33 protein-coding genes are annotated in these 26408 nt (G+C 50.3%); 32 read left to right on the top strand and 1 reads right to left on the bottom strand.

Features of this window, described 5'->3' with window-relative positions:
* Positions 1-37: 37 nt before the first annotated feature.
* Positions 38-391 (bottom strand): helix-turn-helix domain-containing protein, encoded by a 354-nt coding sequence (locus V3851_RS03780; RefSeq protein WP_331845135.1) that lies wholly within the window; start codon positions 389-391, stop codon positions 38-40.
* Between the two features lie 285 nt (positions 392-676).
* On the opposite strand from V3851_RS03780, the gene V3851_RS03775 reads away from it, so the two are divergent.
* The 32 genes from V3851_RS03775 (at position 677) to V3851_RS03620 (ending at position 26401) form a co-directional block, all read left to right on the top strand.
* Positions 677-1246, top strand: a complete 570-nt coding sequence (locus V3851_RS03775) for an ArpU family phage packaging/lysis transcriptional regulator (RefSeq protein WP_331845134.1) — start codon at positions 677-679, stop codon at positions 1244-1246.
* A gap of 840 nt (positions 1247-2086) precedes the next feature.
* Positions 2087-2266 (top strand): hypothetical protein, encoded by a 180-nt coding sequence (locus V3851_RS03770; RefSeq protein WP_331845133.1) that lies wholly within the window; start codon positions 2087-2089, stop codon positions 2264-2266.
* Entirely contained in the window at positions 2263-2742 is a 480-nt protein-coding gene (locus V3851_RS03765) for a phage tail terminator family protein (protein WP_331845132.1), read from the top strand. The genes V3851_RS03770 and V3851_RS03765 overlap by 4 nt, the downstream gene beginning before the upstream one ends.
* A complete protein-coding gene (locus V3851_RS03760; protein WP_331845131.1) occupies positions 2732-2938 on the top strand; it encodes a hypothetical protein in 207 nt (68 codons plus the stop codon). Before V3851_RS03765 ends, V3851_RS03760 begins: the two co-directional genes overlap by 11 nt.
* 2 nt (positions 2939-2940) lie before the next feature.
* On the top strand, positions 2941-4269 hold the full coding sequence (locus V3851_RS03755) for a phage tail sheath family protein (protein ID WP_331845130.1): 1329 nt from the start codon (positions 2941-2943) through the stop codon (positions 4267-4269).
* A 13-nt stretch (positions 4270-4282) separates the two neighbouring features.
* Positions 4283-4750 carry a phage tail tube protein gene (locus tag V3851_RS03750; protein ID WP_331845129.1) on the top strand — a complete coding sequence of 156 codons (468 nt, stop codon included), beginning with the start codon at positions 4283-4285 and terminating at the stop codon, positions 4748-4750.
* A 15-nt stretch (positions 4751-4765) separates the two neighbouring features.
* Complete coding sequence (locus V3851_RS03745; RefSeq protein WP_331845128.1) at positions 4766-5185, top strand: phage tail assembly chaperone; 420 nt, start codon at positions 4766-4768, stop codon at positions 5183-5185.
* Positions 5186-5211: 26 nt separating this feature from the next.
* Positions 5212-5346 carry a hypothetical protein gene (locus tag V3851_RS03740; RefSeq protein WP_331845127.1) on the top strand — a complete coding sequence of 45 codons (135 nt, stop codon included), beginning with the start codon at positions 5212-5214 and terminating at the stop codon, positions 5344-5346.
* Positions 5347-5443: 97 nt separating this feature from the next.
* Complete coding sequence (locus V3851_RS03735) at positions 5444-7570, top strand: tape measure protein (protein ID WP_331845126.1); 2127 nt, start codon at positions 5444-5446, stop codon at positions 7568-7570.
* A complete protein-coding gene (locus V3851_RS03730; RefSeq protein ID WP_331845125.1) occupies positions 7567-8259 on the top strand; it encodes a LysM peptidoglycan-binding domain-containing protein in 693 nt (230 codons plus the stop codon). Before V3851_RS03735 ends, V3851_RS03730 begins: the two co-directional genes overlap by 4 nt.
* A gap of 16 nt (positions 8260-8275) precedes the next feature.
* A complete protein-coding gene (locus V3851_RS03725) occupies positions 8276-9226 on the top strand; it encodes an XkdQ/YqbQ family protein (protein WP_331845124.1) in 951 nt (316 codons plus the stop codon).
* A complete protein-coding gene (locus V3851_RS03720) occupies positions 9226-9567 on the top strand; it encodes a DUF2577 domain-containing protein (protein WP_331845123.1) in 342 nt (113 codons plus the stop codon). The genes V3851_RS03725 and V3851_RS03720 overlap by 1 nt, the downstream gene beginning before the upstream one ends.
* Positions 9564-9965: a DUF2634 domain-containing protein gene (locus V3851_RS03715; RefSeq protein WP_331845122.1), complete on the top strand. Its 402-nt coding sequence runs from the start codon at positions 9564-9566 to the stop codon at positions 9963-9965. Before V3851_RS03720 ends, V3851_RS03715 begins: the two co-directional genes overlap by 4 nt.
* Positions 9955-11034: a baseplate J/gp47 family protein gene (locus V3851_RS03710; RefSeq protein ID WP_331845121.1), complete on the top strand. Its 1080-nt coding sequence runs from the start codon at positions 9955-9957 to the stop codon at positions 11032-11034. Before V3851_RS03715 ends, V3851_RS03710 begins: the two co-directional genes overlap by 11 nt.
* Positions 11027-11611, top strand: coding sequence for a putative phage tail protein (locus V3851_RS03705; protein WP_331845120.1), 585 nt, complete (start codon positions 11027-11029; stop codon positions 11609-11611). The genes V3851_RS03710 and V3851_RS03705 overlap by 8 nt, the downstream gene beginning before the upstream one ends.
* Complete coding sequence (locus V3851_RS03700; RefSeq protein WP_331845119.1) at positions 11608-11895, top strand: ketopantoate hydroxymethyltransferase; 288 nt, start codon at positions 11608-11610, stop codon at positions 11893-11895. Before V3851_RS03705 ends, V3851_RS03700 begins: the two co-directional genes overlap by 4 nt.
* Positions 11895-14735 (top strand): hypothetical protein, encoded by a 2841-nt coding sequence (locus tag V3851_RS03695; RefSeq protein WP_331845118.1) that lies wholly within the window; start codon positions 11895-11897, stop codon positions 14733-14735. Before V3851_RS03700 ends, V3851_RS03695 begins: the two co-directional genes overlap by 1 nt.
* Before the next feature lie 118 nt (positions 14736-14853).
* Positions 14854-15333, top strand: a complete 480-nt coding sequence (locus V3851_RS03690) for a hypothetical protein (protein ID WP_331845117.1) — start codon at positions 14854-14856, stop codon at positions 15331-15333.
* A 1-nt stretch (position 15334) separates the two neighbouring features.
* Positions 15335-15472: an XkdX family protein gene (locus tag V3851_RS03685; protein WP_331845116.1), complete on the top strand. Its 138-nt coding sequence runs from the start codon at positions 15335-15337 to the stop codon at positions 15470-15472.
* 334 nt (positions 15473-15806) lie between these two features.
* Positions 15807-16595 carry a hypothetical protein gene (locus V3851_RS03680; RefSeq protein ID WP_331845115.1) on the top strand — a complete coding sequence of 263 codons (789 nt, stop codon included), beginning with the start codon at positions 15807-15809 and terminating at the stop codon, positions 16593-16595.
* 6 nt (positions 16596-16601) lie between these two features.
* Entirely contained in the window at positions 16602-16817 is a 216-nt protein-coding gene (locus V3851_RS03675) for a hypothetical protein (protein ID WP_331845114.1), read from the top strand.
* 1 nt (position 16818) lies between these two features.
* Positions 16819-18279, top strand: a complete 1461-nt coding sequence (locus V3851_RS03670) for a phage tail sheath family protein (protein ID WP_331845113.1) — start codon at positions 16819-16821, stop codon at positions 18277-18279.
* Between the two features lie 19 nt (positions 18280-18298).
* Positions 18299-18715 carry a phage tail tube protein gene (locus V3851_RS03665; protein WP_331845112.1) on the top strand — a complete coding sequence of 139 codons (417 nt, stop codon included), beginning with the start codon at positions 18299-18301 and terminating at the stop codon, positions 18713-18715.
* A gap of 36 nt (positions 18716-18751) precedes the next feature.
* Positions 18752-19210 carry a phage tail assembly chaperone gene (locus V3851_RS03660; RefSeq protein ID WP_331845111.1) on the top strand — a complete coding sequence of 153 codons (459 nt, stop codon included), beginning with the start codon at positions 18752-18754 and terminating at the stop codon, positions 19208-19210.
* Between the two features lie 197 nt (positions 19211-19407).
* Complete coding sequence (locus V3851_RS03655; protein WP_331845110.1) at positions 19408-21030, top strand: hypothetical protein; 1623 nt, start codon at positions 19408-19410, stop codon at positions 21028-21030.
* A gap of 14 nt (positions 21031-21044) precedes the next feature.
* Positions 21045-21686 (top strand): LysM peptidoglycan-binding domain-containing protein, encoded by a 642-nt coding sequence (locus V3851_RS03650; RefSeq protein WP_331845109.1) that lies wholly within the window; start codon positions 21045-21047, stop codon positions 21684-21686.
* Complete coding sequence (locus V3851_RS03645) at positions 21683-22654, top strand: XkdQ/YqbQ family protein (protein ID WP_331845108.1); 972 nt, start codon at positions 21683-21685, stop codon at positions 22652-22654. Before V3851_RS03650 ends, V3851_RS03645 begins: the two co-directional genes overlap by 4 nt.
* Positions 22644-23045 (top strand): hypothetical protein, encoded by a 402-nt coding sequence (locus V3851_RS03640; RefSeq protein ID WP_331845107.1) that lies wholly within the window; start codon positions 22644-22646, stop codon positions 23043-23045. Before V3851_RS03645 ends, V3851_RS03640 begins: the two co-directional genes overlap by 11 nt.
* Positions 23038-23493 (top strand): DUF2634 domain-containing protein, encoded by a 456-nt coding sequence (locus V3851_RS03635; protein WP_414859249.1) that lies wholly within the window; start codon positions 23038-23040, stop codon positions 23491-23493. Before V3851_RS03640 ends, V3851_RS03635 begins: the two co-directional genes overlap by 8 nt.
* Positions 23493-24611, top strand: a complete 1119-nt coding sequence (locus tag V3851_RS03630; protein ID WP_331845106.1) for a baseplate J/gp47 family protein — start codon at positions 23493-23495, stop codon at positions 24609-24611. The genes V3851_RS03635 and V3851_RS03630 overlap by 1 nt, the downstream gene beginning before the upstream one ends.
* On the top strand, positions 24604-25179 hold the full coding sequence (locus V3851_RS03625) for a YmfQ family protein (protein ID WP_331845105.1): 576 nt from the start codon (positions 24604-24606) through the stop codon (positions 25177-25179). Before V3851_RS03630 ends, V3851_RS03625 begins: the two co-directional genes overlap by 8 nt.
* Positions 25172-26401: a tail fiber protein gene (locus V3851_RS03620; protein WP_331845104.1), complete on the top strand. Its 1230-nt coding sequence runs from the start codon at positions 25172-25174 to the stop codon at positions 26399-26401. The genes V3851_RS03625 and V3851_RS03620 overlap by 8 nt, the downstream gene beginning before the upstream one ends.
* The last annotated feature ends 7 nt before the right edge of the window (positions 26402-26408 follow it).

Genomic DNA, 26408 nt, shown 5'->3' with positions numbered 1-26408 from the left:
CGTTGATTTATTATTCGACGCGCGTATCCCAATTCCTCTATTTTTTCTCCGTATCGCCGCCTAGTAATTTTTTCTTCTGTTCGCGGTAAGCCCTCAGGGCGGCTTCCATCATCGCGATCTCATCCGCCGTATACGCTTCGGGCCCGCCGTAAAAGGATAAGCTCATCTTCTCGTCGGAGGGAGACGGGTCGTCGGTCCGACAGAGCAGATAATCGGCGTTCGTATCCAGCGCGTCGACGACGCTTCGCAGCGATTCCGGGTCAGGCTTGCGGTCGTTCGTCTCGTAGCGGGACAACTGCACGACGGTAAGGCCCGCTTTAAGCGCGAGGTCTTTTTGCGACATTTGTTTTTTTTCCCGAAGAAATTTGATCCGATCCCCAAGACTTTGCATAGAAACTCCTCTTTTTCCGTTTAGGCCAGCATATCATATATTACCGAATCGGTAAATGGGTTTGCAGGAAAATATTATCTTGGAAATCAATTGACATTACCAAATTGGCAATTTATAATGAATTATAGTTACCGAATTGGTAAATTAAAAGAGATTTTGATTGTAATTAGCGAATGTATACGGGATGGGAAGGATTTTTCAGGCTGAATCATCTAATAGTGGGAAATGTCCATATTACCAAATTGGCAACTAAATATAGAAGAAACTATCCTGGGAGGGATCGCCGTGGGAAGAAAACGCAATAACATTATGCTGACCGTATTTGAGACAATGCCGATGGATTACGCAGCCACGAGGGCGGCGGTAGAGAAGCGGCTGGAAGAAGTCCGGCAGTACCGGCAAATCGGATATATCCGCCGGGAAGCGGCGGTCACCGTCAGCTATGAGCCCAGATATCACGGGGCTACCCATGTGATCAGCAAGCCCGCGGAACAAACGGCGATCTCCAATGTCGACCTTGAGGCGGAGCTTGCCCGCAAATCCGAGCTGTTGGAGAAGGCGATGAACGGCCTAACCAAGATGCAGCGCGAAGTCATCGAGCGAAGCTACCTCGACGACGAAGGCGAATACGATTTCATCAGCTGCGGGGAAATGGGCATCAGCGACCGGACATACCGCCGCATCAAAGCCGATGCGATCCGCATTTTAGCTGTGGCGATGAAACTGGAGGTTTACGAGGATCGTTACGTAATCAACAGGGACGAGCCTGCGGAAAGAGAAAGTCAGGGCGAGGTACGGAATGAGAGCCAGGATCAGAGTCAGGGCCAGAGACAGAGCATGAAGAGCATATGTTAGTGTAACGGAGGGTAAGTTAGTTAGTGGGGGAATAAGTGAGTAAGTGATTAAGTAAGTACTGAGTAGAGAGTAAATAAGTAAGGGATAAGTAAGAAAGTAAAAGAGTAAGTGAATGCTGGGTAAAGAGTAAATGTGTAAGTAAGAGAGTAAGAAAAAGAAGTGTACAAGTAGGTAAGTCAGTGGGGAGTAAGCGAGTAGAGAGTAACTGAGCAAGTAAGTAATGAGTAATGGAGTAACTGTGGACAGGTGCGGAGCGAATAACGAAAAATAAATATGAGATAAGAATGCAACCGGCGGATGCCGGTTTTTTAGTTTCTACCCGGGCAATTTAGCTGGAAAATATGCAGCTAAATTCCGGTGAATCGGCTAATTTTACGAATTAGATGGAAAATCTGCAGTTAATTTGGCCGCCGGAGCCTTTTTGAGAAGAAAATACGTTGATTAGCTGGAGGTTTTCCAGTTATTTTTAGAATAGTATAGAAATTGGATGAATTAGCTGTAGGAAATACAGTTAATTCGGATCCAACAAGGAGAGTTAGGCTTGTCGGCGATATGCCTTATGTTGACGGGATGTCTAGGGAGCAAAAAGAAAGTCAATTCCCGCCCCCTTTGGATGGATCAAATCCTGGATACCGTCCAGGTTTCCGAAGTCAATGTTTCTCGCATACTAAAAATAAACGAACAAACGTTCCTGTTTTTGTCCGGTGAATGCCCGCTGCTTGTCCATTCGCTCGACTTTGGGCGTGGTAAATTTGTATTGTGGAAATCTTGACCACATCAAAATAACGCGAAAGCCGCTGATCTTCTTCAGCGGCTTTTCTGTTTGGGAGGGAAGCGGACTTGAGCGCACGCAAAAACAATAAAAATCCGCCGGTCAGAGACTTGGCGGCGGAAGAGGAATGGATGCAGCCGGAAACCTGCATCGGCTGCATCTGGGGCCGCTTTGAAGGAACCCGGCAGTTTTGCAGTCTGCCGAGGTGCGTGTTGGAGGGGTACAGCCTTCGCAAGGTGATGCCATGATTGAGGTGACCGCAAACGGCCTTCGCGAAGGGATCATCGCCCTGCTGTCGGAACGATTCCCGGATACCGGGATTTACGGAGAAGGCGGAGAAAGTTCGGAGCCGGGAACGCAAGCGGAGGCGGAAGCAGAAGCAGGAGGAGAAGCACCCTATTTTATTGTAAAGCTGCAGAACATGGCGCAGGAACAGGAATTGGGCAGGCGCTACCGCCGCACATTGTCTTTTTTGGTGAAGTATGTTCCGGCAGCCGGTCAAGCGGAGGCATCCCTGCACGAAACCGCGGAGCTGCTGTTCGCATTGTTCCGGGAAGCGGAGATCGGCGGAGCCAACTACAGCGGAAGGAAGATGAAATATGAAATTGCCGAAAATACGCTGCATTTCTTTTTTGAGTTCCATTTTCTGGTCTGGCTGCCGGCTCCGGACGAGCCTAAAATGCAATCCCTTAAAGAGGAGGGCCATACGAAAAATGGCGGCTAAAAAAACACCGAACCCGCAGGAAACTCCGGAAACTCAAAATGAAGTGAGGTTCGCCAAACGTCAATTTTTGACGTCCGCCCGGTTTACGGGCAAGCAGAAGGATGTGCTGACGATTGTGCTAGATGAGTCTCAGCGTTACACCGCGACGGAAGCGGAGCGGAAAATGAATGAATTTATTACAAGGAGCGTGAATTAATTATGGCAGGCGGAACTTTTACGGTGCAAAACAAAGTAAGACCCGGCGTATACATTAATTTCAAATCGGAGGCCAAATCGCTCGGCACTCTCGGGGATCGGGGGATCGCGGCCATTCCGGCCCCGCTCACATGGGGGAAAAGCGGGATCACCACGCTTGAATCGGATACTTACATGGAGCAGGCTTTGCCGCAGCTCGGCTTTCGGCCGACGGACGAAAGAATCGCCCATATTACCGCGGCGATGGCCCATGCCGGCAAGCTTTTGATCTACCGTGTAGGAGCAGTTGGGGGCAAAAAGGCGGCCGAGACAATCGGCAATCTAACGGCGACTGCCAAATATACCGGTACCCGCGGCAACGATTTGCAGATCGTGGTGCAGGCGAGCATCGATCAAACGGGAGCTTTTGACGTCCATACTTTGCTGGACGGTGAGGAAGTCGATGTTCAAACGGTAAGCGCCGTGGACAAGCTGGCGGCAAACGACTATGTGGACTTCTCGGGCACCGGCGAATTTACCGAGACGGCGGGGGTCCCGCTCGAAGGAGGCACCGACGGAGCCGGAACGGCGGGGGAATACGCCGATGCGTTCGCCGCTTTTGAAGCGGAGGAATTCAACGTGCTCGGCGTGCCGGTGACGGATTCGGCGATTAAGCAGCTGGCCGTTGCTTTTACGAAGCGTCTTCGCGATGAAGAAGGCAAGAAGATTCAAACAGTGCTGCACGATTATCCGGGTGCCGACTATGAGGGCGTTATCAGCCTGAAAAACAGCGTCGTCACTTCCGACGGAGTCGTGGTCGAGCCGACGGATTTGCTGTGGGAAATCGCGGCGATGCAAGCGGCGGCCGATGTGAATGAATCCTTGACCTATGCGGCGATTCCGAATACGGTCGACGTTTCGCCGAAGTATACACATTCTGAAATTGTCCGGGCCCTTGGCAACGGGGAGCTGGTTCTTAGCGTATCCAACGGGCAGGCGGTGATCGAGCAGGATATCAACACGCTGAAATCTTTTACTCCCGAAAAGGATAAGAAATTCAGCAAGAACCGCGTGGTACGCGTGCTGGACTCGACGGCCAACGATATCCGGAAAGTTTTCAGCAACAGTTATATCGGTAAAATCGATAACAACGCGGACGGCCGCAATTTGCTGAAAGGCGAAGTGATCGCTTATCTGGAGCGGCTTCAGGGACTTGGCGCGATCCAGAACTTCGATTCCCAGGCGGATATCGAGGTGCTGCAGGGGGATGAAGTCGATGCCGTCATGATCTCGCTAGCGATTCAGCCGGTAGACAGCCCGGAAAAAATCTATATGAACGTTTCCGTTAAATAAGGAGGAGTAACCCATGGCCTATTTTAATAAACAGGATGCAATCAGCGGGAAACAAGGGAAAGCGTACGTCATTATCGACGGCCGCAATGAGGAGCTTTTTTATGCCAAAACGGTAGAAGCCACGATCGAAAAGAACAAAGTTGACGTCCCCGTGCTGGGCAGAACGAATACGCCGCAGCGCTCCGCCGGCTGGAAGGGCAGCGGTACGCTGACGATCTATTACGTATCCTCGGTGTTCCGGCAATTGATGCGGAAGTACATTCAGACCGGCACCGATTTCTGGTTCGATCTGCAAATTATTAACGAGCAGCCCGGCAGCAGCGCCGGAAAACAAACGGTCATCCTCAAAAACTGCAACCTCGACAGTGTAATCGCCGCCAAATTCGACGCCACCAGCGACGATATGCTGGACGAGGAAATGCCGTTTACTTTTGAGGATTATGACATTCTGGAGCAATTCAACCCGATTCAGGGAGTATAAAGGAGAGAGAACGCGATGAGTAATTTGAGCCTGTTTTTTGCGCAAAATGTCGTTTCGGAGATTACCCAAGAGGCGATCATTTCCACCCGCTTCAAGGATGAGGCCGGCCAGCCGGTCCCTTGGAAGCTGCGGAGCATGACGGAGGAGGAAAACGAGGCGATCCGGAAATCCGCCCAGCGTAAAATCAAGGAAAAAGGGATCGTCACGCTAGATACGAATTCGGACGAATACCTGGCCAAGCTGGTTGTCGCCAGCGTTGTTTTCCCCGATCTGAAGGATGCCGAGCTTCAAAAATCGTACGGTGTACTCGGCGCGGATCAGCTGCTGCGGAAAATGCTGCTGCCCGGCGAATACGCGACCCTGCTGCAAAAGGTGCAGGAGATCAACGGCTTTGACAAAGACGTAAACGAGCTGGCGAATGAAGTAAAAAACTGATTTTAGAGGGCGACGGTGAGGCGAATGTGGCCTACTACGCCCTCCACAAGCTTCACATCATGCCGTGGGATTTCGTCGAGCTGGACCCGCGCAAAAAGGCGGCGCTCATCGCCATGATCCAGGTGCGCATCCAGGCGGAGAAAAAAGCGGCGAAAAAGTAGGACGTGCCCATCAAGGAAACTATTCTATAAAAATCGAAGCACTCTCTGATATTCGGAGGGTGCTTTTCATGCTTTTTGGAAAGGAGGTCCGAAGCTTATGCCAACGATGTCCACCGCTTTGCAATTGTATGACGGGATGTCTAATGCTGTGCAGGTGTACGACAAAACGATGCGAATGGTCCAAAGTTATTACAAACAATTGGACTCGGTGTCGACGGGGATGCATACAAGCATTACGCCATCTGTTAAAGCTTATAAGGAACTATCGAATGTTCAGAATAAAGTGATAGCGTCAGAAACTAATATTGCAGAAAAGACAAAGGAAGCCGACAAGGCCCAGAGTAATTTTGGAGCAAAAATCAAGCAAATGGGGATCGATATTCCTGCTGCATACAACAAAGCCAAATCAGCCATCCAGCAGTTAAAGCCCGCCATGGATTTTAGCGACGCATATGTGAACACCTTTTACCAGCTCGACAAGGTGAATGACAATTTGCAAACGACGGATCAATTGCATAACAAAGTATTTGCCGCCGCCCAGAGAAGCAGGGGAGACTACATGAGCATGGCTAACAGTGTTGCCGAAATGGGAAAAGCGGCGCCAAACGCTTTCAAAAGCAACGATGAGCTGATCGCGTTCCAGGAACTGCTGCAAAAGTCTTATCGCATCGATGGGGCAAGTGAAGCCGACCAGCAAAGCGCGACCGGCCAATTGACCCAGGTGATGGCCGCCGGACAGTTTCAGGGCAGTGATTTTAGCTCAATGATGGAATATGCCCCCGTACTGGCCGACGCGGTATCCAGGTATACCGGAATGAGCAAAACGGAGCTGCAATCTTTGTCCGATAGCGGAGCGCTTTCGTCGGACGTTATCAAGAACGCGATGTTTGCCGCGACGGACGAGATTAACGGCAAGTTCTCCGAAGTGCCGAAGACGTTTAGCGATCACTTCACTAATCTTAAAAATACAGCCATTCAGAATCTCGATCCGATCATCAGTAAGGTAAGCGAAATATTGAACAGTCCTGCAGTCGGGATGTTCATGTCCGTTCTGGGGGCCGCGTTGGACTCGGTATTTTCTTTATTTGATCCGTTAATTTCGGGTGCGGAGCAGTTTATCGCGGTCATCACAGATAATTTGCCGCTTATGGCGGGGCTGCTTACTACAATTGCAGCTGTCATCATTCCCCAAATGATTATCGGTTTGTGGAATATGGTCGAACCGCTTCTAATTCAAGTGGGTCAATGGATGCTAATCAATTGGCCGATCTTGCTCATCGCGGGACTGATCGGGCTACTGGTCGGCGCGCTCTTATATTTCGGCGTATCCGCCCAGGAAATCGTCGGGACCGTAGTGGCTGTATTTTTTGGGCTTTATGCGCACATTTACAACATATTTGCTTTAGTTTATAACCTGCTTGTCTCTTTCGTTGAATTCTGGATCAACCTGTTTATCGATCCGGTATATGCCATTAAGAAGCTGATTTATGATCTGGCAATGACTTTTGGAAATTACATTTACAATATGCTGCGGGCGGCCGAGGATTTTGCCGGGGGATTTATGAAAGCAATTGTTGCCGCGATTAATGGGGTGCTGAAAGGCATTGACTGGTTGCTGGAAAAAATAAACAATGTTTTCGGAACAAATTACAGTGTAAAGGGTCAATTTCTCGATGAAACGAATTCTCATGCTATTAGCGATAATTTCAAGAGCATGATGGACTCTTGGGAGGCCCCGGTCAGCGATAAAAATGTCGTCAGCCTTGAGCGTATGGAATATAAGGTGATCAGCGATTTTAGCAATAAAGGTTATGATGTCGGGGTTAATGGATATAATTCTTTGGCTAACTATAAGGATCAGTCACAAAACCCTTCCGATCTACTGGATGCATCTTCCAGTCCATTTACGGCCGGTCCAAATGCGGCAAGCGCGTTCGATTCCGGCGGCCAGATGTCCGGTCTTCCGGGCAACATTCCGAATGTCGGCAGGGTGAATGAGATCGGAAGCGTGGAGGAAGAGGTCGAGATCAGCAGCGAGGATCTGAAAATGATGCGGGAACTGGCCGAGATGAAATCGATCCAAAATTTTGTCTCCTTGACCCCGACCGTTCAGGTGACGACAGGGCCGGTTTCGAATGAGGCGAACATCGATATGATCGTGGCCAGAATCGAGCAGACACTGGAAGAAGAAATCGCATCTTCCGCGGCGGGGGTGTATGCATGAGCGAATATTCATTGACGCTGTCCGTGAACGCAGACGCAGAGGAGATCGCATTGCCCGTGCTGCCGGACAAGATCGAATTCTCCGAAGCCGGCAACAGCAAGGCCTACGAGATTTCCGGCTTGGGCGAAATCAATATCATCAAGAACATGAAGCCGGTGGAGATCGCTTTTGACGGCCTGCTACCCGCGCGCTGGTTCCCCGGGGCGGCTATCCCGCGAGAAGAAGCCTGGCTGCCGCCCTCTTTTTACCTCAAGAAAATCCAGGATTGGCGCAAAAAGAAGCTGCCCGTCAAGATCGTCGTCAATTTGACCGGGATGGAAGTCAGCTTGTTCGTAAGCATCGAAAAATTCACCTGGTCGGAAAGCGGCGGCGCGGTCGGCGATATTCAATATCAAATCTCGCTCAAAGAATACCGAGCTTTTTCCGCGAGGAAAGTTCAAGTCGCCGAACCGGCTGCGGCGGCGCAAACCGGCACGGAGACGAGTACGGCACCCGCCAATACGCCGGCACGGCCGGACACGCGGGTTCAACCCAAAACCTACACCCTGGTCGCCGGGGACTCCTTATGGAAGGTCGCCAAGCGTTTTCTAGGGGATGGGGCCAAATACAAGCAGATCCAGACGCTGAACGGAATCAAGGACAGCGAGCTCAAAAAGCTGCCGATCGGCAAAGTGATCAAACTCCCGTGAAAGGAGGAGCCGCCATATGCTTGAAGTATTGCTCGACAACAGAGACGGCGTCGTCTGGGACATTTCCGAGCTCGTCAGCGACGCCACCTGGAAAACGTCGCGGATAGGCAAGCCGGGCAGTTTTGATTTTACGATGATCAAAGGCGATAAAATGACGCTGACGAACGGGGCTGTGGTACGGGCCAAATGGGATGGAACTCCGCTTTTTTACGGCTATGTTTTTACGATCGGGAGCGGTCAGGATGAAGACGTCAGTGTGAAATGTTACGACCAGATCCGGTATTTATCCTCAAGCGAAACCTATGCCTTCAAAAATATGACCGCCGGTGCCGTCGTAAAGCGGATCGCGGACGATGCGGGTCTCAAATGGGGACATATTTCCGATACGAAATATAAAATTCCCACTTTGGTCGAGGATCAGAAAATGATCGATACGATCTGCAAAGCGCTTGATCATACCATCATTAATACCGGGATCACCTATAATTTCTATGACGATTTCGGGGCGCTGGCCCTGCGGAATGCGGAGGAGATGAAGCTGGATCTGGTCATCGGCGATGAAAGCTTGATGTACGGGTACTCTTTTGAAAAAAGCATCGACAACGACACCTATAACCGGATCAAGCTGATCCGGGACAATCAGGAAACGGGCAAGCAAGACACGTATGTCGTTCAGGACAGCGCGAATATCGCGAAGTGGGGACGGCTTCAGTTGTTGCAAAAAGTGGACGACGACAAGAACGAGGCGCAAATTGCGGAAATGCTCGATATGCTGCAGCAGCTGAAAAACCGGGAAACGAAAAAGCTGAAGCTGGAAGCGCTGGGCAATCCCGCCTTGCGGGCCGGCTGCTATGTGGCCGCGAACATCGCGGCTTTGGGCATCGACCAGTATTTTCTGGTGGAGGAATGCTCGCACAGCTTCAGCGGCGAAGATTATACGATAAGCATGGAATTGAAGGTGATCTGATGGCGCTGGGAGATAAAATACGTAAGCTGGGCAGCGACGCGGTGAGCGCCGGGAACCCGGTGGCCGTGCTGTTCGGCAAGGTAACGCGCACGAATCCTCTCGAGGTGAATGTCGACCAAAGGTTGACGCTCGAGGAGGATTTTTTAATTTTGACGGAGAGTCTGCTGCGGTATGAGGCCGATCTGACCCATTACCATCTGTCAGGCGGCGGGGCGACCCAGGACGCGCTGACGGATAAGCTCGTCATCCGGCCGGGGCTGCAAACGGGCGATACGGTGCTGCTGCTGCGGGTTCAAGGCGGTCAGAAATATGTCGTCTGGGACAAGGTGGTGACGTCATGATTCCGATTGGCGGAAGCTTGACCGGCGATGCGCAGATCGTCCGGGAAACCAGCCAGACCTATGCCATAGATTTTCAGCGCAATGCGATTACGGGAATGACGGACGGCTTGGATGCGGTGAAACAGGCGTGCGGCAAAATTTTTCGGACGGAACGGTTCGCCCATTTAATCTATGAGAGCAACTACGGATTCGAAAGTCAGGGCTTGATCGGACGAAGTCCGGGATATGTGCGGGCCGAGCTTAAACGGCGGATTACGGAAGCGCTCCTCCAGGATGACCGGATTTCGGAGGTAACGGATTTGGAAATCACGACGGAGGGGGATGAAGCGGTCGCCAGCTTCACGGTGCATTCGATATTTGGCGATTTCAGATCGGAGGTGAATACTTATGGCGGATAGTGTGACTTATGAGGCCATTTTGTCGCGGATGCTCGGGCGGGTCCCCGCCGCGATAGACAAGCGTCAAGGCAGCGTCATTTATGACGCGCTGGCCCCTGCCGCCGCGGAGCTCGCGCAAATGTACATCGAGCTGGAAAACAACCAAACGCTGTCCTTTGCCGATACGGCGACTGGCGAATTTTTGGACCGGCGCACGCAGGAGTTCGGCATCAACAGGGAGCCCGCTACGAAAGCAAGGCGTAAGGGGCTCTTTTTTGCGTCCGGAAATGTTCCTTTGGATATACCTGCCGGCGCCCGTTTTTCTACCAAAGAACTTACTTATACCGCAGTCAGCAAACTGGCGGCCGGGGAATGGCTGCTTGAATGCGAAACGGCCGGCGCAGCGGGAAACCGGGATTTCGGTACCCTTTTGCCGATCGATTATGTGGAAAGCTTGGCTCGCGCGGAGCTATCCGACGTGCTTGTCCCGGGCGAGGATGCCGAAACCGATGACGCCTTGCGTCAGCGGTACATGGAGGTCGTGAATGAGCAGCCGTTCGGCGGCAATATCGCGGATTACAAGCAGAAGCTGGGGGCGATCGACGGGGTCGGGGGCGTGAAAATTTTCCCGGCTTGGAACGGCGGCGGTACTGTCAAAGCCGCGGTGATAACGACGGATTACGCATCGCCGTCGGCAGCGCTGATCGCGGAGGTGCAAACCTTGATCGATCCGGAGGAAAACGGCGGTCAGGGCATGGGGTTCGCCCCCATCGGACACCGGGTAACGATCGCGGGAGCGGAAGAGGTTATGGTCTCCGTTTCAGCCGTGGTCACGTTGTCCAATGGGACAACCATCGGGCAGGTACGTAGCGATATCGAAGCCGCCATCGGCGCCTATCTGCTCCAGCTCCGGCAAAATTGGGCTGCGGAAGCCTCGCTTGTCGTGCGGGTGGCTCAGATCGAATCGCGGATGCTAACCGTCCCCGGCGTCGTCGATGTATCGCAAACAATGCTGAACGGTTCGGCGGCGAATTTGTCGCTGGACAGCGAGCAGATCCCCGTGATTGGGGAGGTCGTGCTTAGTGAATAAACTGCTGGACTATTTGCCGGAGTTCTATCATGATGTGACGGAATTCGTTGCATTGACGGAAATTGAAGCTTCGGAGTTCCTTACCGTCCAGGAAGCTATGGATAAGCTGCTCGATGACCAGTTTGTCATGACGGCTTCGGAGCAGGCGATCAAACGGCGCGAGAAAATGCTCGGCATCCAGGCCGATCCCAAGACGGAAAGCCTCGATTTCCGACGCAAGCGCTTGGTCAACCGCTATTCGACCAAGCCGCCGTTTACAGTGCGGTATTTGCAGCAGCGGCTGGATTTTTTGGTCGGCAGCGGGATGACGCTGGTCGGCATTGATCTAGCCGAATACGTGCTGACTGTCACGGCGAATATCGATAACGCGGATGTTTTTAAGGAAGTGGAACGAACCGTTAGCGTGATCAAGCCGGCGAATCTGATTTACCGGCAGAAGACATCGTTAGCTGATGTCATCGGCCTGGAAGAGACGATCGCCGCGCGGCCAATCACGTGGAATTACAAATTGGACGGGTCCTGGAAGCTCGGCGAGCAAGCCTTTACCGAGCTGGGACCGGAGGTGGCGGTAAGATGATGAAAGCAAGATTTTTAACCGAAATCGCAAATTACACGAATACCAAAATTGCCAAAGTCATTTTGAACGATACCGTGGAAATCGCCGATTTCACGATCAAGCAAGTTACGGAGTCGACGATCGGGATGCAGTATATGATCCCGTCTTCGCAAATCTCGCTGGTGACCAAGATCGAGCTGGCCGATGCCTCGGGGCGGGTGATCAGCTCGAACGAAGTGTATGTGCCGATCGCCTCGGACACGCTGCTTTTGCACACCATTCAAGTAAAGGAGGCTGCATCCTAATGGCAAAAACCGATTGGAACCTGCACGACACCGTGCGGCCGGAAGATATGAACGAGTTGGGCGAGGAGTTAAACAGCCACGCCGCGGCAATCTCGAAGCTGGAGACCCGCCTCGACACCGGCGAGTACGCCGACATCACCCTGCAGCCGGGCCTGCAGGTCATCTCCGCCGAGCGCGACGCGCGGTTTAGGTTGGGGGAGGTGAGGGGGCGGACGTTGGTAAATTTATTGGGAAGTGATGGCTCAGGCGAAGTGCTTAATAGACTTGCTGCTTCAGTTGCTACTGTAACATTAGATACATCCACAAATTCTTCCGCCAAAACAAGTTTATTAGTCACTTCAACTGGTACTTCGGCATTTGGAGTTTATAAAGATTTTTCGGTATTTGATAAATCTAAATACTATATTGCACTAGCTTCAATTAAAATTGGAACATCATCGAGAGCCGATCTAAGAATAACAAAGAGCGATTTTACTGTTGTTAAATCATCAGGCTATCACACGAATCAAAATTTTCAAACTTTCTTTGTATCCTTCTCTCCAACGGAACTTGAATCGATAGATACGCTTAGATTATATGCTCGTTTTGAGGGCGGTTCGATAGGACTGACTGGAAATGTGAATTCTATTCGTTTATATGAAATATCAAAAGATGAGTATATAGCCCTTTCTGGCATGACAACAGCACAAATTGAATTAAAATACCCATATACAGAAGGTATTAAGGGTGTGGATAGTCCCTATGTGATCCGTTATGGGGAAAATTTATTGCCGCCGTTTTATGAGTGGACTCAACATCCAAGATTGAGTGTGATTTCACGATATAAAGCCCAAATTAATGCAACGGCGGACTTTCACAACACTTATTATAGAATGCCACTCCCAGTAGGTGAGAAGTTTATATTTTCTGGAGAATTTTCTGGAGATGTTGGCGGATATATTCATATAAGAGCATATGATTCTGCTGGAGCTATAATTCCCGATTTAAATATTATTACTCCTCAATTCAAAACAGGACTGCACTCACTAAAATTCACTGTGCCCAATGGAGCAGAATTTGTCGAAATAGTATTTACCAATATTGGAATAGGTACTTTTACTTTGGAAAACCCAATGTTGACACTGGGCTCTGAGTCTAAAACATTTAAACCACTTAAAGACACTATGCTTGCTTTTCAAACAGAGTTACATGCAAATCCAACGGACGGAAGCAGCCCTGACGAATTATTTGAAAAAGACGGACAATACTTCAGACTAGCGAAATGGAAGAAGGTTGTTTTAGATGGGTCACAAGATTGGCAACATCCTACGGGGGCTATTTTTTCAGGATACAAACGTGTAACTATTCCTTTTTCCGAAGGCAATGGAGCGGCTACTAATAGTCAGGTTGCAACAAAGTATAATGGCTCCTTATTAACAAATTTTACGGCAGGCGATACATCCGCCTTCACGGGCGGAGACCAGATCGTTCTTAATTCATCCTTTAACCACAAAATTCAAATGACAGTACGAAATACTGATAGTGGATGGGGGGAACTTGCAGAATCAGACACGTTCAGTGGGGATGGAGCTACTAAGTCATATATATTGACGCCGACTAATACTAATACACTGATACCTAGTACAATTTCTATTAAAATTGGCGGAGTAGCTACGACAGCTTTTTCGGTGAGTGGAAATGTGATCACTTTTACCACAGCGCCAACATCTGGTACAAGCAATATTGTTGTGAGTTATACTTCGGCGTATGTTCCATCTGTGGATGAGATTAAAGCTTATTTTATGGGGTGGAGGATGTATATTGGGGGGTCTGCAACAGGAGAACCTTATAACGGTACTGGCACAAAGTCATGGGGTAAAATTTATAGTGGAGTCGGCAGTGTGAGTGGGATTCCTGGACTTGTAGCTAGTAGCGGAACAACAACCTTACCGACAACGATGAATGACCAGGGGTATACTCCTTACCAACTCTTATATCGCCTTACTTCCGGAATCGTCGAACCGATTGTATCTGAAGGTGCATTAACTTTGCATGAAGGGAAAAATATGATCGAAATTGGTACGGGGATTGTGTTACGGGAGAGAGTTACACCCCAGTACTTTTCAACAACTGATAGCTGGTATGTAAATAGTTCATATGTTGGATGGGAAGCATCACGTTTAAAAAACAAGACACTAAAAATATTGAGCCTTTATGATGACTCTTTGAAAGATAATAATTGGAAGATAGAACTATCAGGTACTACAGTATATGGTGACTCATTTGGCAAAGAAAGGGCCTGCATAAACAACTCCAATTATAATAAATCCGGAGTTTATTCAGTTACCTATATCAAACTCGATAAATTTCCCATCCAGCCAATCAGCGGAAACGTTGCTATGAATGAGAATATGCAACTGTCTGATCTAACTTCAGGTATAGCCGAAGCATTGCACCGTGTAAGTGTCGTAGAGCAAATTCCAAAATCAAAAATAGTAGAACTTTTTAGCGGTAACGTAGGTACTGCTGGAACCGTAATTAATTTTCCGGTAGATATTACACAATTCGATTATTTAAAAGTTACTGTAAATAATAACGGTTATACTGATCATATTTGGCAGTATAAAGATAGGAGTTATTTTTATTGCAGACAGCCTAATATAACGGATACAGGAAGTTCATTAGCACTTTCTATCTCAGAAATGAGATTGGATTTGCTGAATAATTATTCTGCGGTATTCTCTTTTACCAATTTATGGCAATGGTATCCGACAGTAAATTATGTAGTTCCTGTGGCAACCCCGAACAGTGTTTCTTCGGATACGCTTAAATTAGCAAAAATATCGGGTGTAAAGGTGTGAGACTATGAGACTGTCAGTGATTCTTGATTCGAATAACTTTGTTCAAAGTTATGCTCAAATTGGAAAGTTAGATGGAGGTATACTGCTAAATTTAGATAAAGAAAGTACTTTACCGAACTTGGGAAATGGAAGGTACATCGCTTTATTAAACGATGGAAATGTAATATCGGGACAGGAGAATGAAACGTCAGGTTATATCGTACCAATTCCCGCACCAAAGGCCCTATACTCACCACGTTTCAATCTGCCAGCTTGGCAAACCTACCAAGCCGCCACCACCGCAGCCGAAAAAGTCTACCAAGTCGCATACACTGCTTGGGCCTCACTCCCCGAAGGCGAGCGCGGCGAGCCCCCGGTATACGCTGCGCCGGAGCAACCGGAGCTATGGGGCGAAGGCCTGACGCCGGAAGAAATCGAAGCTCTGACGGCACCTCAGCCTCAAGAGCCAACCGAGTTGGATCGGATCGGGGCCGAACTGGTTACCCGAGAGCTTGAGGCGCTAGAAATCAAGCAGCAGAACGAAGCGCTCGGGGCACAGGTAGTTGGCCTGGAGCTCCGAGTGCTGGGACTCGAATCCGTGAACGAAGGGAGCGAATAGAATGTTTGAGAATGATTTTGAGCGTCTGAAATATTACTACGAAAAGAAATGGGCTAAGGAGGGACAGCTCCGACAATATGTCTCATTCGGAGTCATCACCCCGGAGGAATTCGAGCTTATTACCGGCACCGTTTATTAGTAAAGTTGCCATACAATTCTCTCAGAAATTTACTTCCTGAGAATGGCCGCCCGTTTGTCCGGTTTTAGCCCGATGCTTGTCCATTCATCCTAAGATTTACATGGTAAATTTATATTGTGGAAAACAAGTGAGAGACGCGGGACTCCGCAGAATTCGAAATAACAAAAAGTCGCTGTTATATTAGCGGCTTTTTGTTTTTCTCTCGCAACCTCGCCGCATACCGGAAAGGAGGTGAAATATCATTCTTGACCAAACGCTAGCTGTCATCCGCAATAAGCTGCTGGAATCCGTTCCCGGGCTAAAAGAAATCTATTATGCTTCAGCCCCAGCGGATATGAATCTTGCCAAACCTTATGCGGTCCTGGCCCATGAAGCCGATAGCGCAGGCAGTCCTTGGAAAGGGCTGAGGCATCTTATTCAGATCCGCCTTTACGCTTCCAGGGCACCCGGCACCACTACAGAACTGGATTCGCTGACCGAATCCATTACCGGAGTCTTGGACAAGCAGTTACTTGCAGATGAATCCATAGGGAATTGGATCACGTTCTTCGAGGATCAATCCGGTTCGGACATTGTCGATGAGGAACGCGATGCAATCACACGGAATTTACAATTCGCAGTTCTATCCCCGCGTCCTTTGACCGAGGAAGTTCAGGTTACCAGTGACCCTTGGCTCTCGATGCTAGTTTCCTGGACACAGAACACCTTAGGAGCGGACTGGTCCGTTTACAGCGGCAATTGGCCGGCAAAGGCGTTCGCGCCCTCCATCCTGTGGCGGATTACGGAGATGAATGTCGTTCCGAGCGGGCCGTTGCATTACGAGGTGCGAAAGCGTCTGACCGCTTTTATTCAAGCCCAGGATGCCAACCAGGAACACGCAGTTTTACTGCAACTGGTGGAGGCTTTAGGCTCGGCGGTAAAAATTCCGCTTGCGGCGGATGAACGGAAATTTGTCAGGGTGGTCAGTCCCGAAGTTAGTACCAAAACTAAGGCCACGGGTTATGAGGCTACGGAGGAAGGGCCGCTTACGGTGAGCTTGAGCCGGAGGACGGCAGCCTCCAAATTGGCGGAAGAAGGAGCGCCGCTGATGCAATTCGTTCATTATGAATCCCATTTGAGGTGAGAAACATTGAAAACGACCAAAAAAGAATCGACCAAAACCAAGGCAACTCCTGCATCAGTTCCGGTCTATTCGCTCGGTGAACTGGCCGAAAACAGCCAGACGCTTCTGGGCGTCAAGCCGGAAGTGCTGATCGGTGCCGTACACGGGACTAGCCCGGAGGCATTAAGTGTTCAAAAGGCAAAACAGCTTGTCCAACAATTTTTGAAAAGGAAGGTGCAGTAATATGGCAGGAGGAAATTGGAGCGTAAGTAATCAGCCGGTGCTTCCCGGCTTGTACATGAATTTTGTGAGCGCGGCGGGAACGGCGATCCAGCCGGGCGCGCGCGGCGTTGTGGTGGCCCCGGTAAAAGCCCATTGGGGACCGGTGAATCAATTCGTCGAGGTAAACAATGAATCCGCGATCCGGGAATTGTTTTCGGATGATGAGACGGACGGCGCAACCGCGTATACGACGCTGTATCTCGCTTTGCTGGGCGGACCTAAGCAACTGCTTGCCTACCGGATCGCAGACAGCTCGGCGGCGGCAGCGCAATTGACGCTGCAAAATACGGCGGCAGCCGAAAACAGCGTTGTACTTAAAGCGAAATACCAAGGCAAGCGCGGCAACGATTTTAAAGTCACGATTCAACCGAGCTTGTCCCTGGCCGACACCAAGGAATTGAAGCTGTATGAAGGCGGGACTTTGCTTCGCACCATCATGATCGGTGACGGGGAAGCGGACCGGGCCGTGGAAGCCATTAACAATGATGCGGGCAACCATTGGATCATCGCGGAAAAAATCGCAGATGGCATTCTCGCCGACGTATCCGGGGTGTCTTTTGCCTTCGGCGAAAGCGGCATTTCCGGAATTACGAACGCGGATTACGTAAAAGCCACGGAGGCTTTTGAGACGCAGGACTTCCATGTGCTGACGCTCGACGGAGTGACCGATGCCGCATTGCGGGCCAGTATCGTATCCTGGCTGAAGCGTGTCCGCGGCGAAGGAAAAGGCATCATCGCGACCTTCGGCGGCACGGCGGCCGAGGATTCCGGAGCGGATGCGGTAAACAAAGCCGTTTCGCGCAGTACGGCGATCGATTTTGAAGGAGCCGTCAACGTCGGGACGGGTGCGATTATGAACGGCGTAACGTATTCCTCGGCCCAGGTTGCCGCGTGGGTAGCCGGGTTGATTGCCGGCCAGTCCCTGAAGGAATCGACCACGTATGCGGCGGCGCCGTTTGAGGACGTGACCCGGCGCTGGACCCGGTCCGAGCAGGAGACGGGCGTGCAGAACGGCGTCTTTTTGCTGGTGCATGACGGGCGGAAGGTGAAGGTGCTGCGCGGCGTGAACACGCTGGTTACGCTGCAGGAAGGCCGGAACAAAGGCTGGAAGAAAATCCGCAAAATCCGCGTACTCGATCAAATCAATGCCGATTTGCAGCGCACCGCCGAGGACAATTATATCGGCAAGGTGAACAACACCGAAGAAGGACGCCTTGCGCTGATCGGCGCCGGGAAGCAATATTTGCAATCTTTGGCGCTGGACAATGTCATTGAATCCACCGGTTTCGATGTGACGCTGGATCCGCGCTTCTACGGCAGCACGGCTCAATACCAGCCGGAAGACGATCAGGTATTCCTGGCGTGGACGGCGGACGACACCGATGTGATGGAACAAATTTTCGGCACGTTTTACGTGCAATAATTTTGAGGGGGAATAGCAAATGGCACAATATCTTGATCCAGGCCGCATCATTATGGGGACGTACGGCCAGATTTTTATCGACGGGGTGTGGCAGTCCAACCTGAACCATCTGGAGGCGAGCGTCGAAGCGGAGAAACGCGAATTGAACCTCGTCGGTACGGATTACACCGTATTTAAACTGGGCCGCAAAAAAGGCACCGGCACGATGAGCGGCTACAAAGTCTCGTCCGATATGATCGAACGCGGCTTCCAGAAGTTTTCGATTATCCACAAGCTCGATGATCCGGAAGCTTACGGCTTTGAACGAATCGAGCTGATCAACTGCATGGTTGACAAAATCCAGCTCGCCAACTGGACGGCCGGCGAAGAAGTGACGGAAGAAACGGCGTTTACGTTTGAATCGTACGAGTTGAAAGACCCGATTTCGGTATCCTGATTTTAATAACACAGCGTTAAGGGAGGAAGCTCTGGGATGAGTTTGGAACAACTGAATGAACAGGACATTTTGGACGGTCTCTTCGAGACGGCAGCGAATCTGCCGGAAGAGACCGTTTTTATTAGCCGTTTGAGTTTGCGGATTACCCTGCGGGGTTTGACGTCCAGCAAGGTGGATTCGATTCGCGAGCGCTGCACGATCCGCAAGACGACGAAAGGCCAGACAACGGAAAAAATCGACAGCGAGCTGTTCAATGCGGCGCTCATTAAGGAAGCGACGGCGGCTTTGGAAGTCGTTAAAAAGCTCGAGCAAGGCGGCGAACAAAGCGTGAAATTAAGCGGCTGGGGCGACGACCGGCTCATTAGCCGCTTGAAGCTGTCCGGTGGCGAAGAGGCGGTGCGCCGTATGCTGCTGGCCGGGGAACTGGACGCGGTCGGCGACAAGGTGCTCGAAATTTCCGGCTTTGGGGTAGACATCGACGACGTAAAAAACTGATCGACTCCGGCGGCATGACGACGCTGCTGTTCCATTTGTGGACACGGCATCATCTTCGCCCCGGGGAGTTCTGGTCTCTTCCCAAAGGAGAGCGCCTATTGCTGCGGGCTTTTTCGGAGAGGGAGCTGGAGCTGATGTCTCCGCCTTCCTCGCCTTAACGCTTTCGGCCGGTGCTGTACGGAGAAAGGAGGTGGCATGTGGCTAATAAAGAAATTTTGGGATTGGAAATTGAAGTGGACAGCGGAGAGATCGACGAGACGGAGAAAAAACTCAGTAAGTTGGATAAGCTGCTGGAGCAAACGCAGAAGCGCGCCGCGATCTTGGGCAAAACAAAAATCGGGCCAAAAATCTCGCTGGACGACCGTTTCTCTTCGGCGGCTGAGAAGGTGACGCGTACCTTGTCGCAAATTCAGCGTACTAAGGTCAGCCCAATCGTTCGCCTTGGGGATCAAGTGTCCACTGCCGCTGCGAAAATCCAAGCTTCATTAATTGCAATGAGTATGAGACGATGGCGAGTTTCGGTGGCGGGGGTGGATTGGGACGAGGTTGTTGGCGGCTCATTTTCGGAGTGGATGGGCTCCGAAGGAAAGGCCACCATGAAGCAGATCTCATCTACTATAAGTACTGCTCTTGGCAGCGGCTTGAAAGATGCAATGATGGGGGCACTAGGACTAGCCGAACCGTCAAAAGAGATGTTACCCAGAAGGAGAGTCGATTTTGCGGAAGAGGACCGAAATCTGCTGCAAGAAAAGAACGGATCACCTTATGCAGAAGCTGGAAGAAAAGCGGGGGAGCAGTTTTTTCAAGCATTTCTGGGCACTTTTGATCCTAACCAGGTTACGGATACTTTGAATAAAATACAGTCTAAGAACAAAACAGAAGATGATAAGGCATCAAAGTGGTCTGAAAAAGCTAGTGAGTTTGGAGAACAATTAGTAATGGCAGTAATAGTGGAGTTATTGATGAAATTTGGAGAAAAGCTGATTAGTAAGGGACGGTTAAAGGGAAATCTGACTCCGGCCTTACCAACAACCGTAACTACAACACCTAAGGTAACTCCAGGAGGGGCAGGTTTGGAAGTTCCGGAAAGCCTTCCTCCACGCTCGTTCACCCATAGAAATTGGCTTACAAGATTAATTTATAATGTCGAAAATATCGGAAAAATAGCTCTACCTATAGCATTTTCAGCCGGAGTAGTGATTTCTTCTTATAAAATTCAAAAGTTTTATGAAGAGAAGGGTTTGCAAGATGTTGCGGAAACAATACCTAAAAGATTTTGGGCGTTTTTAACTGAGCCATCGGTTTCTGAGAAAAATGAGAAACCCGCTGAAAATATGAATTTTTTCGAAAAATTGAAAGACCAGGGGAACTATTTGGTTAATGATTACTTTAATGATCTGTGGAAATCGATGAAAGCTAACTGGGAAGTCTTAGGTGGTGATGGGAAGTATAGTATATCTGATGATGGATTAGTGCAAATTGTTAATTCACAAAATGGTTCTATACTGTATAGCGATTTAAGTAATAACAGGTTTAGTGAACAATCAAACGATAAAAATTTAATGCAATATAATTCTATGAATCCCAACAACCTATCAGGTAGTAATGTTAATGAAAATTTACCTAATCTGAACATCCTTAAAATAATGGAAAGCTTTCAGAATCCGGGACAGAGCACAACCATCAACGTTACGATCCCTTCCGGAGCGGTAAATCTTTCAGTGAACAATAAAGACGAACTCAATTACGAGGAAATCGGAAATGTGACTGCAAGAATGATTAATAACGAAATCCGTCTGGCGATGCAAAACATGGAATAAGGAGGGAAGCGCGCATGGATATTCACTTGATAGACGCAGCGGGAAAAGATTTTCTCTTTCCGGTGAATCCGGAAGAAATTACGATTTCCCGGCAGAAGTCGCTGGAGACGGTCAATATCATGTCTCTCGGGGAATATGACTTTCCGTCCGGAGAGAAGGTGAAGGAAATCGCCTTCTCTTCTTTTTTTCCGGCGGTGTATGATGCTAGCTATTGCAAATACAGCGAGATCCCCGATCCCCAGGAAGCGATGAACGAGCTCACCCGGATGATGAACAGTATCACGCCGGTGAGGCTTATTATTTCCGAAACGGCGGTCAATGTGCTGGTGACGATTTCCGCGCACAACACCACGTTTAAGGGCGGGGAGCCCGGAGACGTGTATTTTGATCTGACGGCCCGTACTTGGCGGGACATGAAAGTGCATACGAACGCGGCGGCCGCCCAAACGGCGCAAACCGCCCAGCCATCCCGTCCGGATACGAAGCCGAAGCCGAAAACGTACACGGTCAAATCCGGGGATACGCTGTCGAAAATCGCCAAGCTGGAGCTGGGCAGCAGCGCCAAATGGCAGGCGATCTATAACGCAAACGTCAAAATCATCGGCCCCGACCCGAACAAAATCAAGCCCGGTCAAAAGCTGGTGATGCCGTCATGAGTTACGAGGTGGTGCTGCAAAATAAGTATTATCTTCGCGAGCTGATCGAAAGCATTTCCCTCAGCGATTCGCTTGATCAGATCGCCTATCAGGGGTCCATTACCCTAAAAGTTTCGGCGGATTTCCCGGGCATCGAGCCCGGACAGGAGATCCGAATCAGCGGCGTGCCGTTCGGCGTGACCAACCCCGTTTATTTGCTCCATCCCGGCGTAGTGTGGGACTGCAGCAGTTCGATCAGCCAAACCAAGCATATGACGCTGACGGTCTATGACCGTACGATTTATTTGGCGAAGTCGGAGGACGAGTGTCTTTTTGCGGCGGGGGGAACCGCATCTCAACGCTTGAAAAAGCATGCCGCCGATTGGAATATCAAGCTTGCGAACGTCCCCGATACGAAAACCAAACTCAAAAAATCGGTTTACCGTGCCCAAACGATTTACAGCATGATTATGGCCGATCTGAAGGAAACGGTAAAATCCGGCGGGGAAATGTATATTCCCCGGATGACTCCTTCCGGGCTGGGTCTGTTCAAAATTGGCGGCAATGAAACGGTATGGAAATTGGAAGGCATCGAAGAAGCGACGCAAAGCCGCACGCTGGAAGAAACGGTGACCAAAGTCAAAGTACTCGGCACGGAAAGCAATGAGAATGCGTTGACACCTGTGCTGGCGATCGTTTCAGGGCAGACGGCGGAGTACGGCGTGCTTCAGAAGATCGTTCAGGATGAGGATGTCAAAACAGCCGATGCCGCCAAAAAACTGGGCGAATCCATGCTTAAAGGCAAAGGGGCAAGCTATTCCGTCTCCTGCACGGATCTCAATACGATTCGCGCCGGGGATAAAGTGAATTTTAACGGTATGGGGCTGATCGTTACGTCGGTGAATCACCAGCTTGGCGAGCCCGGCCACATGACGCTGGAGCTGTCTACTTTTGAAGATGTGAAAAGGAGGTATTTTCTTGAGCAATAATCCTTATACGGCGCTCGCGGTTACCTTGCGGGAAAATGCCCTCCACAAAACGAAAGAAGCTCTCTCCGGGATTACCGCCGAGCTCGGCACGATTACGGCTTCCGGGTTGAAGCTGGACCAGTTCAAGCATGAGATCGGCGACTATATGGTGGCGGAATTTCCGGGAACTTTGAAGCTGCCGGAATTGAAGCTTTCCGGGACTGTTACCGGAATTAAAGATGGCGAAGGGAGAAATGTTCAAGGAGAGGGCGGGTTCTCTTTTCAACCGTCGGAAACCGAAGAAGTTTCTCTCAAGCCGGTATTCAAGCCCGGGGACCGGGTACTTGTCATCCCGCTGAACGGAGGGCATGACGCAATTGTGATATGCAAGGTGGTGGGCAGAGGTGGCTAATCTTTTTCCCGAAGATATGAATGGATCCTGGGACACCGGGGAAACGGCGGAAATGCCGATCGAGGGTGTTCAATTCGGGCGAAGCTGGCGGTTTGATTTTGATCAAGGGGAATTCGTCATGACCCCCACGCGCAAAATCGCCGCGGCCGACGGCACGGAAGCCTGGGTGATGTGGTGCCAGAAAGCGATCCGCACCCCGCGCTACAGACATCTCATTTATTCGCGGAATTTCGGGCAGGAATTCGATGAACTGATCGGCAAGGGCTATACTCGGGCCGTACAGGAAAGCGAGATTCAACGGATCGCCAGGGAAACACTGTTGGTGGATCCCCGTACGGCCGGCGTGGAGGAGTTTACTTTTACCTGGGAGGGCGAATGCTGTTATTTTACTTGCCGGGTAACGAATATTCATGACGAACAATTAACATTGGAAGGGAGCGTGAGCTGATGGCGGAGCTGCCGCTTTTTTTGCAGGAGCAAACAGAAGACGAAATTATGCAGCGGATGCTGGAAAAAGTGCCATCGGATATCGACAAATCCGAGGGTTCTTTTATTTGGGACGCCCAGGCTCCCGTCGCTTTCGTGCTGACGGAGGCGGCGGGGTGGGCCCGGCAGGTGCTGAAAAACGGCTTTGCCGGAACCACCTACGGCGATTATCTGACGCTGCGCGCGGCAGAGCACGGGGTAAGCCGCCGCGAGGCCGTGGCCTCGACGGGCTTCGTGAAATTTACCGGGACCTCCGGGAAAACAATCCCATCGGGGACGATTGTGGCTACGCCCGCGGATGAAATCTCCGGGGAAGCGAGCATCGAGTTTCAAACGACGGCCGCCGTAACATTGGGCGAAAACGGGGAAGGCATGGCTCCGGTGGTAGCCATGGTTGCCGGTAAAGACGGAAATATCCCCGCAGGGGTCATCGAGATCATGTCCGTGCCGATCAGCGGGATTATCTCGGTAACGAACCCGGAAGCCATCACCGGCGGCACGGATGTGGAGTCGGATGAGTCGCTGTTGGAACGTTTTTATGCCCGTGTGCGGAATCAGGGAACGAGCGGAAACAAGGCGCAATACATTCAATGGGCCGGGGAAGTCTCCGGGGTAGGCGGCGTTCAGGTCGAGCCACTTTGGAATGGGCCGGGGACCGTGGGGCTATATTTGCTGGACATGGACAAACGCGCGGCCAATTCCGATATTGTGGCGGCCGTGCAGAAGTACATCGATCCGACGATGGACGGTCAAGGGGAAGGCGTGGCACCGGCAGGCCCGGTCGTCACGGTGATGGCGGCGGAAGAGGTGCCGATTAACATCTCCGTTCAGCTCACGCTGGCATCCGGCGCTTCGCTGAGTGAGGTTCAGGACCAATTTGAAAGCGGGGTTACCGCTTATCTCAAGCATAGCGCTTTTTCCGATTCGCTCGTCCGCGTGACTCGGATCGCTTCCGTTTTGTTGGATATTTCATCGATTATCGATTATTCCAACCTGACGGTAAACGGCCTGAGCGATTCGAACATACCAATTAACTTCGGCCAGGTTGCGGTGCTCGGGACGGTGGATGTGCATGAGTAGTGCTGTGATGACGAGCCCTTTGGGCAAGGAGATGTTCTCCTATCTGCCGGGGTATTATGAAAATTCCCGGATTATCCGGGTGGATATGAATGCCAAGGGAAGCGAACTGGACGAGCTTTACCGAGCGTTAAACGAAACGCTGGATCAGTTTTTTGTCCGGTCGGCGACCTGGGGATTGGATCAGTGGGAAGCCGAGCTCGGGATCGCAACCGACCCGGCCAAGCCGGTCGAGCAGCGCCGTGCGGTTGTCGAATCCAAACTGCGCGGTACCGGCCAATTTTCCGGACGAGTGATCAAAAATGTCGCCGAAGCCTACGACGGCGGAACGGTCGACGTGACCTTCCAACCCGCGGAATGGACTTTTACGATCAAGTTCATCGACACGATCGGGATCCCTCCCAACTTGGAAGATCTTAAGGCGGTTATTGAAGAGATCAAACCAGCTCATTTGGCCGTGGAATATGCATTCAGCTACTTGTTGATCAAAGATTTGCACGGAGTTTTAAAGCTGAGCGAAATGGAACAAATCCCTTTATCGAAATTTGCAGGAGGTGGTTCGATTGGCTAGTAATACACCTAATCTTAATTTATTGAAGAAAGACCCGGTCACGGATGGAAATGATACATTCAACATTCAGACGATGCTGAATGATAACTGGGATAAGATTGATGAGGCGATGGGGGAAGTTCGAGAGGAATTGGAGGATATTGAGATTGAGATTCCTCCGGCTTCTCTGACTGAGGCGGGGATTGTGCGGCTCTCGAATTCCACAAGCGGAACCTCAGAGAGCCTGGCGGCCACGGAGAAGGCGGTGAAGGCGGCATATGATGCAGCGGCAACGGCGCAAACAGCAGCAAACACGGCAAAGTCAAATGCCGCTACAGCTCAGTCAACAGCAAATACGGCTGTAACAAACGCGGCAGCAGCCCAGCAAACAGCAAATACAGCTAGAACGGAGGCTGCCGCTGCTCAAACAACGGCTAATACTGCAAATACTGGTGTAACAAATTTAACGAATACACGAGTAGCAACAAGGGTTCAAAATGGGAAGCTTCAATTTCTTAATGGCTCTACTTATAAGGATGTTGATTCGCTCCCAACGGGTAGTATAAGTATTTTTGTTAATGGTTTAACTGGAAACGATAATAATGCCGGGACCAATACCGCTCCTGTCAAGACAATTACCAAAGCCATATCGTTACTTCCAAAAGTAAGTTCCTATGAAAGAAGTATTAACATCATGAATGCATCAGCTGCCACTTATAATGAAAGGGTTAGGATAGATAACTTTGCTGGCGGAACAATTGACATAATTGATTTGGGCGGTGGTGCAGTAACAGTGGCTGCATTTGACATACGAAATAACTATGGTGTCGGGATCTTTATCCATAAAAATAGCAATACGCTTAATCTTGATGCAAGTTTGCTAGGAAACGGATACAACCCTGTATACGCGACTGACAATCCAGGATGTAGAATTACATTGGAAGGAATCACCTGTTATGGAACGCTCGGGACAGCCCTTCTTTTTTACGATACTACTGAAATTTATTTAGAAGATGTAATCATAGGGGCCAAAGGAACAGGAAATAAGCTAACCAATGGGGTAAGTATTAATAGAGGGACTTTGTATTTGAATGATGTTGACTCAGTATCAGATAGCCAAATGACATACGGGGTGGCAGGCGAAGATGCAACTATCTTTGGATGGGTGACCTTTGGTACTACTTCGAGAAGTTTTAACAGATGTGTGTACATTGACGATGGTAACATCATAACAAATGACTAATAGGAGG

It is taken from the genome of Paenibacillus haidiansis, assembly GCF_036553665.1.
Classification (GTDB): Bacteria; Bacillota; Bacilli; order Paenibacillales; family Paenibacillaceae; genus Fontibacillus; species Fontibacillus haidiansis.
The sequence above is the reverse complement of the archived record's forward strand: the minus strand, read 5'-3'. Positions and strand labels throughout refer to the sequence as shown.

Excerpts from the sequence above, each read along its gene's own strand:
- V3851_RS03780 (WP_331845135.1), bottom strand. The coding sequence starts at position 391 with ATGCAAAGTCTTGGGGATCGGATCAAATTTCTTCGGGAAAAAAAACAA.
- V3851_RS03765 (WP_331845132.1), top strand. The coding sequence starts at position 2,263 with ATGATTGAGGTGACCGCAAACGGCCTTCGCGAAGGGATCATCGCCCTG.
- V3851_RS03760 (WP_331845131.1), top strand. The coding sequence starts at position 2,732 with ATGGCGGCTAAAAAAACACCGAACCCGCAGGAAACTCCGGAAACTCAA.
- V3851_RS03755 (WP_331845130.1), top strand. The coding sequence starts at position 2,941 with ATGGCAGGCGGAACTTTTACGGTGCAAAACAAAGTAAGACCCGGCGTA.
- V3851_RS03750 (WP_331845129.1), top strand. The coding sequence starts at position 4,283 with ATGGCCTATTTTAATAAACAGGATGCAATCAGCGGGAAACAAGGGAAA.
- V3851_RS03745 (WP_331845128.1), top strand. The coding sequence starts at position 4,766 with ATGAGTAATTTGAGCCTGTTTTTTGCGCAAAATGTCGTTTCGGAGATT.
- V3851_RS03735 (WP_331845126.1), top strand. The coding sequence starts at position 5,444 with ATGCCAACGATGTCCACCGCTTTGCAATTGTATGACGGGATGTCTAAT.
- V3851_RS03730 (WP_331845125.1), top strand. The coding sequence starts at position 7,567 with ATGAGCGAATATTCATTGACGCTGTCCGTGAACGCAGACGCAGAGGAG.
- V3851_RS03725 (WP_331845124.1), top strand. The coding sequence starts at position 8,276 with ATGCTTGAAGTATTGCTCGACAACAGAGACGGCGTCGTCTGGGACATT.
- V3851_RS03720 (WP_331845123.1), top strand. The coding sequence starts at position 9,226 with ATGGCGCTGGGAGATAAAATACGTAAGCTGGGCAGCGACGCGGTGAGC.
- V3851_RS03715 (WP_331845122.1), top strand. The coding sequence starts at position 9,564 with ATGATTCCGATTGGCGGAAGCTTGACCGGCGATGCGCAGATCGTCCGG.
- V3851_RS03710 (WP_331845121.1), top strand. The coding sequence starts at position 9,955 with ATGGCGGATAGTGTGACTTATGAGGCCATTTTGTCGCGGATGCTCGGG.
- V3851_RS03700 (WP_331845119.1), top strand. The coding sequence starts at position 11,608 with ATGATGAAAGCAAGATTTTTAACCGAAATCGCAAATTACACGAATACC.
- V3851_RS03695 (WP_331845118.1), top strand. The coding sequence starts at position 11,895 with ATGGCAAAAACCGATTGGAACCTGCACGACACCGTGCGGCCGGAAGAT.
- V3851_RS03685 (WP_331845116.1), top strand. The coding sequence starts at position 15,335 with ATGTTTGAGAATGATTTTGAGCGTCTGAAATATTACTACGAAAAGAAA.
- V3851_RS03680 (WP_331845115.1), top strand. The coding sequence starts at position 15,807 with ATGAATCTTGCCAAACCTTATGCGGTCCTGGCCCATGAAGCCGATAGC.
- V3851_RS03670 (WP_331845113.1), top strand. The coding sequence starts at position 16,819 with ATGGCAGGAGGAAATTGGAGCGTAAGTAATCAGCCGGTGCTTCCCGGC.
- V3851_RS03665 (WP_331845112.1), top strand. The coding sequence starts at position 18,299 with ATGGCACAATATCTTGATCCAGGCCGCATCATTATGGGGACGTACGGC.
- V3851_RS03660 (WP_331845111.1), top strand. The coding sequence starts at position 18,752 with ATGAGTTTGGAACAACTGAATGAACAGGACATTTTGGACGGTCTCTTC.
- V3851_RS03650 (WP_331845109.1), top strand. The coding sequence starts at position 21,045 with ATGGATATTCACTTGATAGACGCAGCGGGAAAAGATTTTCTCTTTCCG.
- V3851_RS03645 (WP_331845108.1), top strand. The coding sequence starts at position 21,683 with ATGAGTTACGAGGTGGTGCTGCAAAATAAGTATTATCTTCGCGAGCTG.
- V3851_RS03630 (WP_331845106.1), top strand. The coding sequence starts at position 23,493 with ATGGCGGAGCTGCCGCTTTTTTTGCAGGAGCAAACAGAAGACGAAATT.
- V3851_RS03625 (WP_331845105.1), top strand. The coding sequence starts at position 24,604 with ATGAGTAGTGCTGTGATGACGAGCCCTTTGGGCAAGGAGATGTTCTCC.